Origin of the sequence: Nonomuraea pusilla, assembly GCF_900109355.1 — a bacterium.
Classification (GTDB): domain Bacteria; phylum Actinomycetota; class Actinomycetes; order Streptosporangiales; family Streptosporangiaceae; genus Nonomuraea; species Nonomuraea pusilla.
On record NZ_FOBF01000016.1, the window covers coordinates 182807 to 197371 of the forward strand.

At 72.9% G+C, this 14565-nt stretch carries 18 protein-coding genes; 10 read left to right on the forward strand and 8 right to left on the reverse strand.

Annotated elements, in window-relative coordinates; translation table 11 throughout:
• Positions 1 to 30 precede the first annotated feature (30 nt).
• On the reverse strand, positions 31 to 600 hold the full coding sequence (locus BMX74_RS29445) for a PadR family transcriptional regulator (protein ID WP_055505150.1): 570 nt from the start codon (positions 598 to 600) through the stop codon (positions 31 to 33).
• A 54-nt stretch (positions 601 to 654) separates the two neighbouring features.
• On the opposite strand from BMX74_RS29445, the gene BMX74_RS29450 reads away from it, so the two are divergent.
• Positions 655 to 1971, forward strand: a complete 1317-nt coding sequence (locus BMX74_RS29450; protein ID WP_091103930.1) for an MATE family efflux transporter — start codon at positions 655 to 657, stop codon at positions 1969 to 1971.
• On the opposite strand, the gene gltX is transcribed toward BMX74_RS29450, so the two are convergent.
• Positions 1865 to 3196 (reverse strand): glutamate--tRNA ligase, encoded by a 1332-nt coding sequence (gene gltX, locus BMX74_RS29455; RefSeq protein WP_055505152.1) that lies wholly within the window; start codon positions 3194 to 3196, stop codon positions 1865 to 1867. The genes BMX74_RS29450 and gltX overlap by 107 nt on opposite strands.
• Before the next feature lie 34 nt (positions 3197 to 3230).
• Positions 3231 to 4007, reverse strand: coding sequence for a fumarylacetoacetate hydrolase family protein (locus tag BMX74_RS29460; RefSeq protein ID WP_055505153.1), 777 nt, complete (start codon positions 4005 to 4007; stop codon positions 3231 to 3233).
• A 165-nt stretch (positions 4008 to 4172) separates the two neighbouring features.
• Between BMX74_RS29460 and BMX74_RS29465 the strand changes: the two genes are divergently transcribed.
• From BMX74_RS29465 to BMX74_RS29495, 7 genes are read left to right on the forward strand one after another with little or no spacing between them, the layout of a single operon-like run.
• On the forward strand, positions 4173 to 4661 hold the full coding sequence (locus BMX74_RS29465; protein ID WP_055505154.1) for an Asp23/Gls24 family envelope stress response protein: 489 nt from the start codon (positions 4173 to 4175) through the stop codon (positions 4659 to 4661).
• Positions 4658 to 4930: an Asp23/Gls24 family envelope stress response protein gene (locus tag BMX74_RS29470; RefSeq protein WP_055505155.1), complete on the forward strand. Its 273-nt coding sequence runs from the start codon at positions 4658 to 4660 to the stop codon at positions 4928 to 4930. The genes BMX74_RS29465 and BMX74_RS29470 overlap by 4 nt, the downstream gene beginning before the upstream one ends.
• Positions 4927 to 5115, forward strand: coding sequence for a hypothetical protein (locus tag BMX74_RS29475; RefSeq protein ID WP_055505156.1), 189 nt, complete (start codon positions 4927 to 4929; stop codon positions 5113 to 5115). The genes BMX74_RS29470 and BMX74_RS29475 overlap by 4 nt, the downstream gene beginning before the upstream one ends.
• Complete coding sequence (locus tag BMX74_RS29480; RefSeq protein ID WP_091103932.1) at positions 5112 to 5624, forward strand: Asp23/Gls24 family envelope stress response protein; 513 nt, start codon at positions 5112 to 5114, stop codon at positions 5622 to 5624. The genes BMX74_RS29475 and BMX74_RS29480 overlap by 4 nt, the downstream gene beginning before the upstream one ends.
• On the forward strand, positions 5621 to 6418 hold the full coding sequence (locus BMX74_RS29485; RefSeq protein ID WP_091103934.1) for a DUF6286 domain-containing protein: 798 nt from the start codon (positions 5621 to 5623) through the stop codon (positions 6416 to 6418). The genes BMX74_RS29480 and BMX74_RS29485 overlap by 4 nt, the downstream gene beginning before the upstream one ends.
• Positions 6415 to 6996 (forward strand): hypothetical protein, encoded by a 582-nt coding sequence (locus tag BMX74_RS29490; RefSeq protein WP_055505159.1) that lies wholly within the window; start codon positions 6415 to 6417, stop codon positions 6994 to 6996. The genes BMX74_RS29485 and BMX74_RS29490 overlap by 4 nt, the downstream gene beginning before the upstream one ends.
• A gap of 22 nt (positions 6997 to 7018) precedes the next feature.
• A complete protein-coding gene (locus BMX74_RS29495; protein WP_091103935.1) occupies positions 7019 to 7420 on the forward strand; it encodes an antibiotic biosynthesis monooxygenase family protein in 402 nt (133 codons plus the stop codon).
• Positions 7421 to 7480: 60 nt separating this feature from the next.
• On the opposite strand, the gene BMX74_RS29500 is transcribed toward BMX74_RS29495, so the two are convergent.
• Positions 7481 to 8077 carry an HD domain-containing protein gene (locus tag BMX74_RS29500; RefSeq protein ID WP_091103937.1) on the reverse strand — a complete coding sequence of 199 codons (597 nt, stop codon included), beginning with the start codon at positions 8075 to 8077 and terminating at the stop codon, positions 7481 to 7483.
• Positions 8078 to 8209: 132 nt separating this feature from the next.
• On the opposite strand from BMX74_RS29500, the gene BMX74_RS29505 reads away from it, so the two are divergent.
• Complete coding sequence (locus tag BMX74_RS29505) at positions 8210 to 9841, forward strand: heparinase II/III family protein (RefSeq protein WP_256257327.1); 1632 nt, start codon at positions 8210 to 8212, stop codon at positions 9839 to 9841.
• 72 nt (positions 9842 to 9913) lie between these two features.
• On the opposite strand, the gene BMX74_RS29510 is transcribed toward BMX74_RS29505, so the two are convergent.
• Positions 9914 to 10390, reverse strand: coding sequence for a hypothetical protein (locus BMX74_RS29510; protein WP_091103969.1), 477 nt, complete (start codon positions 10388 to 10390; stop codon positions 9914 to 9916).
• A gap of 20 nt (positions 10391 to 10410) precedes the next feature.
• The gene (locus BMX74_RS29515; protein ID WP_055505162.1) at positions 10411 to 11667 is read right to left on the reverse strand and encodes a helix-turn-helix domain-containing protein; all 1257 of its coding nucleotides are present in this window, start codon (positions 11665 to 11667) and stop codon (positions 10411 to 10413) included.
• A 115-nt stretch (positions 11668 to 11782) separates the two neighbouring features.
• Between BMX74_RS29515 and BMX74_RS29520 the strand changes: the two genes are divergently transcribed.
• Positions 11783 to 12139 (forward strand): hypothetical protein, encoded by a 357-nt coding sequence (locus BMX74_RS29520; protein ID WP_055505163.1) that lies wholly within the window; start codon positions 11783 to 11785, stop codon positions 12137 to 12139.
• 7 nt (positions 12140 to 12146) lie between these two features.
• On the opposite strand, the gene cimA is transcribed toward BMX74_RS29520, so the two are convergent.
• Positions 12147 to 13727 (reverse strand): citramalate synthase, encoded by a 1581-nt coding sequence (gene cimA, locus BMX74_RS29525; RefSeq protein WP_055505164.1) that lies wholly within the window; start codon positions 13725 to 13727, stop codon positions 12147 to 12149.
• Between the two features lie 183 nt (positions 13728 to 13910).
• Positions 13911 to 14555 (reverse strand): DsbA family protein, encoded by a 645-nt coding sequence (locus tag BMX74_RS29530; RefSeq protein WP_091103940.1) that lies wholly within the window; start codon positions 14553 to 14555, stop codon positions 13911 to 13913.
• Positions 14556 to 14565 lie beyond the last annotated feature (10 nt).

The window sequence follows — 14565 nt, forward strand, 5'->3', positions numbered from 1 at the left end:
GCCCGCCCGCCGGGCGGGGCCGGGGCGGGTTCAGGCGTCCGCCGCGGGCTCGCCCTCCCGCCGCGGCTCCAGTTCGGCCAGGCGCTCGCGCAGCCACGCGCGTTCGGCCCTGCTGGAGGCGGCGGCGACCAGAAGCATGCCGCGCCGGTACGGGTCCGGCTCGTCCCGGGCCCGTACCGGCCGGTCGCCCTCGTGGAAGAAGCTCGCGGGGGCCTCCAGGAAGTCGAGGCGGCGCCGCAGCACGCGCGCCCGGCCCGCGGGGTCGGGCAGCGCGGACAGGAACGTGAGGAGGGCGAAGAACCGCGTCTGGTCGCTGATGTCGAGGTCGGCGGGGTCGCGCAGCCGTCGCAGCAGTTCCTCGCGACCGGCGCGGGTGATGGTCAGCACCTGCCTGCGGGCGGCGGCGGCGCCGGGCTCCTCGTGCCGTTCGAGGAGCCCCTTGGCCTCCAGCCTGGCGATGGCCGGGTAGAGCGCGCCGTCGCTGACCGGCCGCAGGTGACCGGTCAGCGAGGTGAGACGGGCCTTCAGCTCGTAGCCGTGCATGGGCCGCTCGTTCAGGAATCCCAGGATGGTGAACGCCAGGTCACCGCCGCTTGCCATGGGGAGCATCGTACCGTTATACCTCTAAACGAGGTACAACGAAACGAGGTATCGATGTTCAGGCTGGCCCTGCCCGTCTACGTGGAACTGCTCACCGCCGTCGTCGCGGTGGGCCTGATCGACCTGCTGTGGGTCTCCGGGCTCGGGGAGGGCGCGATCGCCGCCGTGACCGTCGGCACCACGGTGGAGTACCTGGCCTACGGGCTGTTCCTGGCGGTGCCCACGGGCGTCACCGTGCTGGTGGGAAGGCGGGACGGCCGGGCCCCGCTGTGGCCCGTGGTCAGGACCGGCCGGCTGCTGTGGGCCCTGTTCTCCGCCGCCGTCGCCGTCCCCGGCGTGCTCCTGCACGAGCCGATCGCCGCCCTGTTCGGCGCCGCGTCCGGCCCGGCCGCGGACTTCCTGCTGGTCTCGCTGGCCGGGCTGCCCGTGTACTTCGCCCAGACCGTCGTGGACGGCGTGCTGAAGGGCCTGGGTGACACGCGGACCCCGATGCGCAACGCGCTCATCTGCAACGCCCTCGTGGTCGTCCTGGACCCGCTGCTCATCTACGGGCTCGGGCTGGGCGTGCGCGGCGCCGCGCTGGCCACCGTGGCCGCCCGCGCCGTCACGCTGGCCATCGCGGTCAGATCGCTCAGGGGGCTGCGCGACGGCGCCCAGGGCGACAGCGCCCCCGAGGACGGCTCCCCCGCTGCCGGCGCCCCCGATGACGGCGAGCGGGGCAGGGGGGCGTGGCTCGGCCGGGAGATCCTGGTGACCGGGCTGCCGATGTCCGGCGACTTCCTGGCCCGCGCGCTCGTCGGCATGGCGCTGGTCGAGATCGTGGCCGGGTTCGGCACCGCGCAGGTGGCGGGCTACGGCATCGGCCAGAAGATCATGCTGGCCGGGGTCATGGTGTTCTACGCACTGCGGCAGGCCGCGATGATCCGTACCGCCCGGTCGGAGCCCGCCGGGTCGCCGCTGCTGCTGGGACTCGGCGGGGGCGCGGCGGTGGCGGCCGCGCTGAACGCGGCCGCCGTGCCCGCCGCCGGGCTGTTCACCGCCGACCCGTCGGTGGCCGTGGGATTCCTGCGCTGGATGACGCTCTACCTGGTGCCCTTCGGCGGGCTCATCGCCGTGGGCGGCGTGCTCCAGGCGAGCGGGAGGGGCGGCCGCCTGCTGGCCGCCACGCTGGCGGGTTTCGCCGTGCAGCTGCCCCTCGCGTACGCGCTGAGCTCGTGGCTCGGCGTGACCGGCGTGTGGCTGTCGATGGCCGCGGGGGCCTCGGTCAGCCTCGCAGCCGCGCTAGCGCCGCGCGCAGGCGGTCCTGCGACCGCTCCCGCCCGAGCACCTCGATCGACTCGAACAGCGGAAGGCCGACCGTGCGGCCGGTGATCGCCACGCGGACCGGGGCCTGAGCCTTGCCCAGCTTGAGCCCGTGGGCCGCGCCGACCTCCTCCAGCGCCTCCTTGAGCGACTCGGGGTCCCAGCTCACGGTCTCCAGGCGCTCCAGGTAGCCGCCGAGGATCTCCTCGGGGGCGTTCTTCATCGCCTTGTCCCAGGACGCCTGGTCGAAGACGGGCTCCTCCAGGAAGAGGAAGTCGACGTTCTGCCGGATCTCGGACAGCACGGTGAGGCGGGTCTGGGCGAGCGGGGCGAGCTTGCTGAACAGCTCGCGGTCCCACGACGGCTCCAGGTAGGGGGCGCAGCGCTCCTCGAACGTCTCCAGCGGCAGCGCGCGGATGTACTCGCCGTTGAACGCGCGCAGCTTCTTCTCGTCGAAGAACGCGCTGGAGGAGTTGACCGAGTCGAGGCGGAACAGCGGCATCATCTCGGACCACGGCATGATCTCGCGGTCGTCGCCCGGACCCCAGCCGAGCAGCATGAGGTAGTTGACCATGGCCTCGGCCAGGTAACCCTCGGCGCGGTACGCCTCCAGCGCCACCTTGTCGCGGCGCTTGGACAGCTTCTTGCGCTGCTCGTTGACGATGACCGGCAGGTGCGCCCAGACCGGCGCCTTGGCACCCAGCGCCGGCCACAGCAGCTCCTGCTTGGCCGCGTTGCCGAGGTGCTCCTCGCCGCGGATGACGTGGGTGATGTTCTGGGTGATGTCGTCGACGGCGTTGGCCAGCACGTACAGCGGGGAGCCGTCGCTGCGGGCGATGACGAAGTCCTCCTGCGCGTCGTTCGGGAACTCCACGCGCCCGCGGATGACGTCCTCGACCACGGTGACGCCCTCGTCGGGGGTGCGGAAGCGCACCGCGCCCGCGGTGAGGCCGCGCTCGCGGCAGTGGCCGTCGTAGCCCCTGTGCTCGGAGCCGGTGCGGGCCACGAGCTGCTCGCGGGTGCAGTCGCAGTAGTAGGCCAGGCCGTCGGCCAGCAGCTTGGCCACGGCCTCGCGGTGCTGCGGCTCGTACGCGGACTGGAAGTAGGGGCCCTCGAAGGCCGGGTGCGAGCCGTTGATGCCGATCCAGTCGAGGGCGGAGATGATGCCCTCGGTCCACTCGGGGCGGTTCCTCGACGCGTCGGTGTCCTCGATGCGCAGCACGAACGTGCCGCCGGACTGCTCGGCCAGCGCCCAGTTGTACAGCGCCGTGCGCGCGCCGCCGACGTGGAACATGCCGGTTGGGGACGGGGCGAAACGCACCCGCAGATCAGTCACGGGAGACCACCTTGTTCGTCAGAGTGCCGATGCCTTCGATGCCCACGCTGACCTCGTCGCCGATGTGGAGCGGGCCGACGCCGGCCGGGGTGCCGGTCAGGATGACGTCGCCGGGGATCAGCGTCATGACGGCGCTGACGTAGGCGACGAGCGCGGGGATGTCGTTGATGAGCTGGCTGGTGCGGCCGCTCTGGCGCACCTCGCCGTTGACCGTGGTGGTGAGGGCCAGGTCGGCGGCGTCGAGGTCGGTCTGGATCCAGGGGCCGAGCGGGCAGAAGGTGTCGAAGCTCTTGGCCCGGGTGAACTGGACGTCCTTCTTCTGCAGGTCGCGCGCGGTGACGTCGTTGGCGCAGGTGTAGCCGAAGATGACGTCCTTGACCCGCTCGACCGGCACCTCGCGGCACAGCCTGCCGATCACGACGGCCAGCTCGCCCTCGAAGTCGACGCGCTCGGACAGCGACGTCGGGTAGGCGATGGCCTCGCCGTGGCCGATCACGGACGTGGACGGCTTCATGAAGATGAGCGGCTCGTCGGGCACCTCGTTGCCCAGCTCGCGGGCGTGCTCCGCGTAGTTCCTGCCGATGGCGACCACCTTGCTCGGCAGCATCGGGGCCAGCAGCTTCACCTGGGACAGCGGGAAGCGCTCGCCCGTGAACTGCACCTGGTTGAACGGGTGGCCGGCGATCGCGGACACGACCTCCTCGCCCGGACCGCCCTCGACCACCCCGAACGACATGCCTTCGCCTGTGGAGAACCTCGCTATGCGCACCTGACAAGGCTATCGCCGCCGTCGCAGGGGTCGGCCCACCCGGAGAAGGGCCGGGTCACGGGGCCCCCATAGTTAGCCCCCGAATCCCTTTCATGCTGCATCAATGCCCAATATCCGGCTATGTCGGACTTGATGGCACACATCGAACGTCGGGGGTGACGGGTCGTGTCGGACATTCAAACCGCGTCTCAAACCGCGTCGGTACCGCGGGCCAGGACCGAGAGCGGCGCCCCGGGGACCTCGCTGGTCACCGAACGGGGCACCACGAGCATCGACGACGGCGTCGTCGCGAAGATCGCCGGACTGGCGGCCCGCGAGGTGTCCGGCGTCTACGACATGGGCGCCGGGGCCGCGCGTGCCTTCGGCAGCGTACGCGGCATGGTCGGCGGCGAGCGGAGCCCCGCGCAGGGCGTGTCGGTGGAGGTGGGCGAGCGGCAGGCCGCCGTGGACCTCGAACTGGTGGCCGAGTACGGCACCGCCATCCCCGACCTCGCCGCGGCCGTGCGCAAGAACGTGATCAACGCCGTGGAGCGGATGTGCGGCCTGGAGGTCACCGAGGTGAACATCAGGGTCGACGACGTGCACCTGCCCGGCCAGGAACGCCAGCAGGGCGGCGAGGGCGAGCAACAGCAGCAGGAGCCCAGGGTCCAATGAGCGAGGCCCGGGCGATCGCCGAGCGGGCCGCGGCCTGCCCGGGGGTGGTCCGGCTGTCGGGCGGCCCCTTCGGCACGGTGGCCACGTACCTGCCGGGCGAACGGCTCGTGGGCGTGTCGGTGGGCGACGGCGCGGTGGAGATCGCGATCGTCGCGACGACGGGCCGCCCACTGGCCGAGACCGCCGACGAGGTGCGGCGGGCCGTCGCAGACCTGGCCGGGGGCCGGCGCGTGGACGTCCGGATCGACGACGTCGTGGAGGAGACATGAACAACATCCGGTGGACGCCGGTGATCGGCATGATCGCCGGCATGGTGCTCGGGATCGTGGGCGCGTTCGGCGGGCTCGGCCCGTTCCTGATCGTGCTCGTGCTCGGCGCGCTCGGGTTCCTCCTCGGGAGGGTCGCCGAGACCGGCGAGGTCAACCTGTCAGGTCTGTCCGTGAGGCGGAAATGACGGCCGTCGCCCCCGAACACCGCAGCGGCGGCGGCCTCGTGCCACGGCAGCGCCGTCCGCCGCCGCCCGCGCCCGAGTCGCGCGGGCGCACCGAGGTGGGCGACCGCGCCGCCACCGTCATCGCGCTGGCCGCCGCCAGGGAGGTGCCCGGCGTGCGCAAGGTGCACCAGGGCGGCCTGCCGTGGACGCGCGCGTCCAGGGTGACGGTGCGGGGCGCGCGGGCCGAGATCGAGCTGAGCGTGACCGTCGGCTACCCGGCGCCGCTGCGGGAGGTGGCGCGGCGGCTCAGGGAGCACGTCACGCGCCGCGTGGCCGAGCAGGCCGGGCTGCGCGTCACCCGCCTGGACATCGGCATGGACGTCTCCCTGGACACCGCCCTCGCCGACCGGGCCACGGGCCGGAGCACCGCTCAGCCGGCCGGCCGGAGAGCGGGCCAGGACGTCGATCAGAGCGCCGGCCGGGGCGCCGGCCGGGGCGCCGGTCAGGACCTCTCGGGAGACCGGGCATGACCGCGGCGGACGAACCGGGCGTGCGCGGCGCCGGTGAACCCACCGCCCGCGACCCGGGCACCCGCGCACCCGGAGGCCCCGAACACGGCGGCCCTGAGCACGGCGGCCCTGAGCACAGCGGCCCTGAGCACCGCGGCCCTGAGCACAGCGGCCCTGAGCACGGCGGCCCTGAGCACGGCGGCCCTGAGCGCGGCGGCCCTGAGCACGGCGGCCGGGCGCCGGGGCGGGGCAGGCAGGAACGGGCCGCGGACCGGGCGGCTGTACGGGCCTTCCGGCCGCACAGGACCGTCCCCGCCGTCGTCGTGGCGGCGCTCGTGACGCTCGCGGGCCTCTACGTGGCCGCCGAGACCGTCTCCGCGCTCGTCGGCGCCCCGCTGCGGCTGCTGCCCTACGACCGGATGCTCGCCTGGGCGTCCTCGACGCCGTGGTCCGACCCGCTGCTGCTGCTCGGCGCGGCCGTCGCCACGCTCGTCGGCCTCGCCCTGCTGGCCACCGCCCTGGTGCCCGGCAGGCCCAGGATGATCCCGGTACGCACCGGCGACCCCGACCTCGTCATCGGCATGCGGCGGAAGAGCTTCTCCAGTGCCCTGGCCCACGCGGCCGAGGAGGTGCCCGGCGTCCACGGCGCCAGGGCGAGGCTGCGCGGCAGGACGGTCGCCGTCACGCCGTTCACCTCGGGCTGGGACGAGGAGGGCTTCGCGCGGGCCGTCAGGGACGCGGTGCTGACGAGGATGGCCGCGTTGCAGCCGGTGGAGCCGTACCGGGTGGCCGTGAACGTGAAGGAGCGCAGGTGAGCGACAGGACCGGCCGGGGGAACCGGTGGGGGCTCGCGGTGGTCGGGCTGGTGCTGGCGGTGCTGGGCGGCCTGACGCTGGCGCGGGGCCTGGGCGGGTTCTCGGCGCGGGCGGCGGGGACGCCCGTGGTGGACGCGGGTGTGCGGTCGTGGTTCGCGGCGAACTCGCCCTGGATCTGGTGGGCGGTGACCGCCGTGGCGCTGGTCGTGGCGCTGCTCGGGCTGCGCTGGCTGTTCGCGCAGGGGCGCGGCGAGGCGCTGGGGTCGTACCGGATCGAGCGGGGCGCGGCGGGGGTCACGGACCTGTCGGCGAGCGGCATGGCGGAGGCGGTGGCCGCCGACGTGGCGCGCAGCCCCGCGGTGCTGAGCGCCGACGCCGGGCTGGCCGGACGGTCGGGGCGGCCGGAGGTGCGGCTGCGCGTGGTCGCCGACGAGCGGTGGCCGATGAGCGAGCTGAGCGAGCACCTGTCGCGGGTCGCGCTGCCGCACATGCGCGACGCGCTGGAGGCCGACCGCGTCCCGGCTGTGGCCCGCGTTAGCCTGGAGCCCTCACCCGCGCCGCAACGGGTGGTGCGATGAGGGTGCCGCGAGAGGGGTCCTGGTGTCCGTCGTCAAGATCAATGTGCTGACCGTTCCCGAGCAGATGCGCTCCGAGCTGGAGAGCCGGTTCTCCAACCGGGCGGGGATGGTGGAGTCGTCCGACGGGTTCGAGTGGTTCGAGCTGCTCAGGCCGGTCGAGGGCACCGACCGCTACCTCGTCTACACGCGCTGGCGCAGCGAGGAGGACTTCCAGGTCTGGCAGCAGAGCCAGGCGTTCCAGCGCGGGCACGCGCAGGCGGCCCAGGAGGCGCGCGAGCACGGACAGGCCGCCGCGCAGGGGCATCCGGGGCAGGCGGGGCACGGGCACGCGGGGCAGGGACACGGTCACGGGCAGGGCCCCGCGGCGACCGGCTCCGAGGTGTGGACGTTCGAGGTCGTGCAGAGCGCGGGGCCCAAGCCGTGACGGACGCGTAGGTCTCAGCCGTCCGGGTCCCGGACGTCCCGCGTGCCGGGCGTCCGGGACTCAGGCGTCCAGGGGGTTGCGGGCGATGCGGTCGGCGATGCCCGAGCGCACGAAGCCGCCCGCCAGGCTGCCGGGCTTGCGCGCTCCCTGCTCGGTGATGCAGGCGGCGAACTCCTTGGCGATGCCGAGCCGCGGGTAGCGCGCGAGCACCTCCTCGCGCACGAGCGCGGGGATGTCCTCGGTCCGGCGGCCTGAGATGTCCATGCCGGTCGAGAGTTCGAGGAGGTGGCCCTCCGGGTCCTCGTCCACGGACACCTCGTCCCACATGTGATGGATGATCACCTCCGTGGCGCGGGTCCTGCGCTCGGCCGACCAGCCGGCCCCGGCGCAGAACGCCCACGCCACGTGCCCGCCGGCCTCCTCGTACGGCACGGTGTGGCTGTCGAACTCCGGCGCCAGCCCGATGTCGTGCAGCATGGACGACACGTAGAGCAACTCGGCGTCGAACGCGATGCCGTTGTCCTGGGCATAGGCCGCCGCCCACAGGTAGGCGCGCACCGAGTGGTTGAGCAGCGAGGGCGTGTGGTAGCGCGTGGCCACGTCGAGCGCGCCGCGGCAGGCGGGCGTGTCGGGCAGCACGATGTCGTCGAATCTCACAGTCACCAGCATCCCGTACGGGCGGCCTGGAAGCGGTGCGGCGCCACACCCGTGAGATGTCCGACTTGACCGCATGATCGCCGGTCGGACAGCATGTTCCGCCCCCATATTTCGGCTCCGGAAGGAACTGGCGTGCGCCGGCTCGCGATACCCCTTGCTCTCGTGCTCGCCCTCGGCGGCGTGGCGGGCCCGGCCCAGGCGGACGCCCCGGTCAAGCGCACCGCCCAGTGCCAGGGCGACTGGCTGCCCGGCAGCCCCACCGCCGAGGACGTCATGAGCGGCGAGATCTCCCTCGTCGGGCTGCCCGCGTTCAAGCTCGGCAAGAAGATCGACTGGGGGGCGAGCCCGTACCGCAACCGCTCGTGGGAGTTCGTCTTCCAGTCGTTGCGCTGGATGGGAACGCTCGTCGTCGCGTACGAGAACAGCGGCGAGAAGCGGTACCTCGACCGGGCCACCGAGATCGCCGAGGACTGGGTGCTGCACAACAAGCGCGGGGCGCGCGGCACCAAGCCGTACGTGTGGAAGGACCACCCCGTCTCGCTGCGCACGCAGCCGCTGCTGTGCCTGAGCATGCACGTCAAGGCGGACTGGCTGAAGACGAGCCTGGCCGACCACGCGAGGCTGCTGTCCGACGCGCGGCTGTACAAGAAGGGCCACAACCACGGCATCGACCAGGACATCGCCCTCATGGGCATCGGCTGCAGGTACGGCCGCGCCGACTGGCAGAGCCTGGCCGCGAGGCGGCTCACGGGCACGGTGAAGCTGGACGTCGACGCGCAGGGCGCGCTGATGGAGCAGGCCCCCCGCTACGCCGTCTACGTGTACGGCCGGCTGCAGGTGGCCATGGCCAACATGAAGGCGTGCGGCAGGAAGGTGCCGGGCGAGGTGTCGCGGCGGGCGGAGGCGCTGAAGGAGTTCGTCGCGCACTCCACCATGCCGAACGGCTACATGGTGCCCATCGGCGACGGCAGCGCCGAGACCGAGCCGAAGATGGAGACCGGCACCCCGGACAAGAAGGTCAAGGTGTACCGGGCCGGGTACGTGTACGGCCGCACCGACTGGGGCAAGCCCGAGTCGGCGTACTACTCGATCAGGTTCGGCCCCGGGACGAAGTTCCACGGGCACGAGGACCACCTGGGTGTGACGTACTACGCGCAGGGCCGCGACATCCTCATGGACGGCGGCTTCCACTCGTACGAGAAGAGCTCCTACCGCTACTGGACGCTCTCCCCCGAGGCGCACAACGTGCCCACGGTCGTCGGGGCGCGCTTCCGTCCGCGCACGGCGAGCAGCCTGGTCGACAGCGCGTACGGCAAGGACAGGCAGGCGTTCCGCCTGACCGACAAGGCGTACGGCGTCACCCGCACCAGGTCGGTGCTCGTCAACCACGGCCAGGACGTCATGGCGGTGCTCGACACCGCCGGGGGCGGCGGCAAGGTCAGCAGCCTGTGGCGGTTCGCGCCGTCGCTGAAGCTCGTCTCGAACTCGGGCGGCCGGGTGGTGCTGGGCGACGGCAAGTTCAAGGTCACGCTGGTGCAGCTCTCCTCGTGCTCGCCGGTGGGCGGGCAGAAGGTGGAGCGGGGCGGCGCGCTGGGCTGGGTGTCGCCGACGTACCTGTCGAAGGAGGCCGCGAACGTGGTGGTCTCGCCGGCGGCGGAGAAGCTGCTGACGATCATCGTGCCGGGCACCGACTCGCCCAAGGTGTCGTGCTCGGGCGGGAAGGTCACGGTCGAGGGCGTCTCGTTCTCGGCCAACCTCCTCTAGGCCGTTCCCGGCGAACCCGGGCGCCCTCCCGCTCCGCATCGATGTGGAAGGCCGGGCGGTGCGTCCGGGCCGTCAGTCGCGGCGGGCGCCCGGCGGCCAGACGACGCGCACCGGCAGGCCGCGCCGCCCGGCCTCGGCGACGACGTCGGCGGTGCCGCCGTAGCCGCGCGCGGGCCTGCCGTCCCAGACGGCGAGGAGCTCGTCGGCGCGGTCGAGCATGGCGAGGCTCGCCGCCATGTGGGCGCGCGGCGTGGAGTCGGCGAACGGCAGCCTGTGCACGACCGCGGCCTGCTTGAGCAGGGCGTCGTACTCGTCGTGGGCGCTGCCCGGCAGCCCGTCGCGGTACCGCTCCGCGGGAACCACGACCTCCAGCGCGCCGCCCAGGTCGAGCACCGCGCGGGCGAAGAGCTGGTCGGCCCCGTCGGCCAGGCAGGAGAGCCCGACGAGGCGGGGCGCGTGGCCGGCCAGCGCGGCGCGGACGGCCGCGTCGACCAGCTCCGCGGTACGGGGCGGCAGGCCCCGGTGTCCTGACACGGCGACACGGATCATGCCGGTGATCGACGCTCCTCTCACGCGTTCCACACGGTGGACCTCAGCCGCTCGTCGAAGTCGCGTACGACGGCCGTCTCGGCGCCGTCGTACGCCCGCCGGAACCTCCTGACGCGGTGGACGATCCGGGCCGAGCCGTAGGCGAGCCCCACCTCCAGCGCGCCGCCCGCCAGGTGGAACGCCTCGTCGGGCCGGCCTGCCATGAGCCTGGCGGCGGCGATCTCGGTGGTGAGCACGGCGCGCTGCTTGACGGCGGGCTGCGCCGACGCGAGCGACTCGGCGAGCGCGTGCTCCGCCTCCTCCGCGCGGCCGAGCCGCACCGCGACGAGGGCCCGGTAGCTCGCGAGCTTGGCCTGGTCGAACGGGAAGACCCAGGGCCAGGGCGGGGTGGCCGCGCGCTCCGCCGCCGCGACGGCGGACTCGGCGTCGCGCAGCGCGGCGAGCGCCGACGGCGCGTCGCCGGCGGCGGCGTGGCCGAGCGCCTCGATGCTGGACAGCCAGGCGCGGGCGGTGGCGGGTGGCCGCTCCCCGAGCTCGCGCCTGGCCTGCGCGAGCAGCGTCAGCGCGAGGCCCGCGTCGTCGGCGTCGATCTCGAACGCGGCCAGGCTGCCGATCATGTACGCCGCCAGCAGCGGATGCCCGGCCCTTCTCGCGCTCTCGACGGCCAGCCGGTAGTAGCCCCTGGCGCTGCCGTGGTCCTGCATGTCGGCGTGGACCCAGGCGGCGAACCCGGCGGCCTCGCTGAGCGCGGCCCGCACGTCGCCGGCCAGGCCGGGGTGCGCCCTGCCCAGCAGGCGCCGGGCCAGCTCGACGTGCGCGGTGGCGCCGCGCGCGAGGTCCCTGGCGGGCGTGGTGGCCTCCAGGCGGCGCTGCGCCCCGGTGATGCCGGTCAGGGTCTGGACGGCGCCCTCGTCCACCTCCGCCGGTCTGGACGGCGCCAGCCCCGCGAGCGCGGTCAGCGCCACCGCCTTGCCGAAGTCTCTGCGCTTCGTCTGATCGTCATCCCCTCGTACGCCGAAGCGGAGCAGGTGCAGCGGAACCCCGATCCGGCTCGACATCTCCCTGACCTGGTCCAGGGTGAGCGGCTGCCTGCCGCGCAGCACCTTGGACACCCAGCTCTGCGAATAGCCGACCGCCTCCGCCAGCTGGGCCTGCGTCCAGCCGTGCGCCCGCCGCACCTCGGCGAGGATGACGGGGATGTCGCAGCCGGCCAGCGCGGCGGCGACCGCGGGCTCGGACCAGAACTGAGGCGGGAGACGACCTGGTGTCTCGGTCACAACGGTAGGTTAGGCCGACAGCCGTTACCAGACTGATATTCGCGGGAAGAATGGTCCGCGCACCACCACGACTACCGGCTCCACCTGCGGCGACGTCCGGGGAATGATCGGTGTCATGAGCGGGGAACCGTGGCACGCGCAGACCGCCACGCCTCAGGACGAGCACGGCATTCCCTATCAGGACGCCGAGCGGCTCGCCGACTGCCTGGCGCGGCTGGGAGTGCCCACCACCCTGCACGCCGGGTACGGCCTCGCGCTCGTGTGGGTGCGCGTCGGCCTGGTCGTCTGGTGCGACGGCGAGAAGTACTGGTGGCGGGCCGGCTGGGACGAGGGGTCGCGCCACGTCGTGTACGCCTGGCACCCGGCCACGGAGCCCGCGCGGGCCGCCCGCCGCATCGCTCTGCGCTTCCCCGGCGGCCCGTGCGACGACCGTCCTGGGCGGGGCCCCGCCCAGGACGGTTCTCCCTGCTGAGCAGGTGTCAGGAGGACGTCTCGCGGCCGGCGCGCAGCAGCCCGTACGTGACCGCCTGCTCCAGGGCCTGCCAGCTCGCGTCGATGATGTTCTCGGCGACGCCGACCGTGGCCCATTCGCCGCTGTCGTCGCTGGAGGTGATGAGCACCCGGGTGACGGCGCCGGTGCCGTGGGTGCCCTCCAGGATGCGCACCTTGTAGTCGACCAGCTCCAGCTTGGCCAGCTCGGGGTAGAGCTTCTCCAGCGCCTGCCGCACGGCCCTGTCGAGCGCGTTGACCGGGCCGTTGCCCTCGCCGGTGGCGACGATGCGCTCGCCCTTGGCGTGCACCTTGACGGTGGCCTCGCTGACCAGCTCGCCGCCCTTGGTCCGCTCGACGATCACCCGCCACGACTCGACCTGGAAGTGGCGCCTGCGCTCGCCCTGGACGGTGTCGCGCAGCAGCAGCTCGAACGACGCGTCGGCCGCCTCGAACGTGAACCCCTTGGCCTCCAGGTCCTTGACCCGGTCGACCAGCGTCTTCGTGTGGCCGGGGGTGAGCTCGTAGCCGAGCTCGCGGCCCTTCAGCTCGACGGAGGCGCGGCCGGCCATGTCGGAGACGAGCATGCGCATGTCGTTGCCGACGAGCGCGGGGTCGATGTGCTGGTAGAGGTTCGGATCGACCTTGATCGCGCTGGCGTGCAGCCCGGCCTTGTGCGCGAACGCGGACGTGCCGACGTACGGCGCGTGCGAGTTGGGGGTGACGTTGGTCACCTCGGTGACGGCGTGGGCGATGCGCGTCATGTCGGCGAGCGACTCGGGCGGCACCAGGTCGAAGCCGCGCTTGAGCTGCAGGTTGGCGACGACGGTGAAGAGGTTGGCGTTGCCGGACCGCTCGCCGTAGCCGTTGGCGCAGCCCTGGACGTGCGTGGCGCCCGCCTTGACGGCGGCCAGCGTGTTGGCGACGGCGCAGCCGGTGTCGTCGTGGCAGTGGATGCCGACGCGGGCGCTGGTCTGGACGGCCGCGTGGACGATCTCGGCGAGCTCGTCGGGCAGCATGCCGCCGTTGGTGTCGCACAGGGCGATGACGTCGGCGCCCGCCTCGGCGGCGGTGCGGACGACCTCCAGCGCGTAGGCTGGGTTGGACGTGTAACCGTCGAAGAAGTGCTCGGCGTCGAGGAAGACTCGCTGTCCCTCCGCACGAAGGTGAGAGACCGTGTCGCGGATCATCGCGAGGTTCTCCTGGAGAGTCGTGCGGAGGGCCAGCTCCACGTGCCGGTCGTGACTCTTGGCGACAAGGGTCACGACCGGCGCGCCGGATTCGCGCAGCGCGGCCACCAAGGGGTCGTCGGCTGCCTTCACACCGGCCCGGCGGGTCGCGCCGAACGCGGCGAGCTGCGCGTTTCTCAGGTCGAGCTCGGTCCGGGCCCGCCTGAAGAACTCGGTGTCCTTGGGGTTGGCGCCTGGCCAGCCCCCTTCGATGAAGCCGACGCCCAGGCTGTCCAGCTGCCGAGCGACGGCGAGCTTGTCGGCGACGGTGAGGTTGAGTCCCTCCTGCTGTGCGCCGTCCCTCAGCGTCGTGTCGTAGACGTGGAAGCGGTCGTCGGCCATGGTTCCTTCTCCCTGGAAAACAAAAAGACCCCTCACGGACGTGAGAGGTCTGCGCGCTGGCGGTGTCCCATTCAGCTGCCAGCGCGCCTGCCGATAATGAGCAGACCGTAGAACATGGTGCCTGTCAGTCTGCCACACCGATTCACCATCTGGCACATCGATCTCAAGGCGCGAGACGCGAGGTCACACGCTGACGCCGTCGCCGCCGGTGATGGCGCGCTCCAGCGCGGCCGGGTCGAACGCCTCCTGGCCCAGCATGCGGCCGTCGAGCAGCACGGTCGGGGTGCCCTCGATGCGCACCTTCGCGGTCTGCGCCAGGTGCTCCTTCGCGTACGACTGGGAGGTGACGCACTCGTCCACCTGGGCGCCGGCCTTCCTCGCCGCCGCCGCCAGCTCCTCCACCGTGAAACCGGACGCGGTGCCGTGCGGGGCGGGCTGCATGGCGTACAGCTCGTCCCTGAAGGCCAGCCAGCCGGCCTCGGGCACGCAGCGCGCCGCCGCGGCGGCCCTGATCGAGTTGGAACGCATGGGCTCGTCCCTGAAGATCGTCACCGGGTGGAAGACGACCTTGACCTTGCCCTCCCTGGCCAGCCGCTGGATCGTCGGATCGACGCGGCCGTGCAGTTCCTTGCAGACCGGGCAGTCGAAGTCCTCGTACAGGTCGAGGACCGGCGCGTCGCCCGCCGTGTCGGCCAGCACCATCGACCCGTCGGCCTGCCGCAGCAGCCGCACGCCGCCGTCCGACTGGCCCGGCTCGGAGAACGCCAGCACACCGATCAGCGCCAGCACCGCACACGCGACCGCCACGGCCGCCCACCGCTTCATCATCCGCCCAACT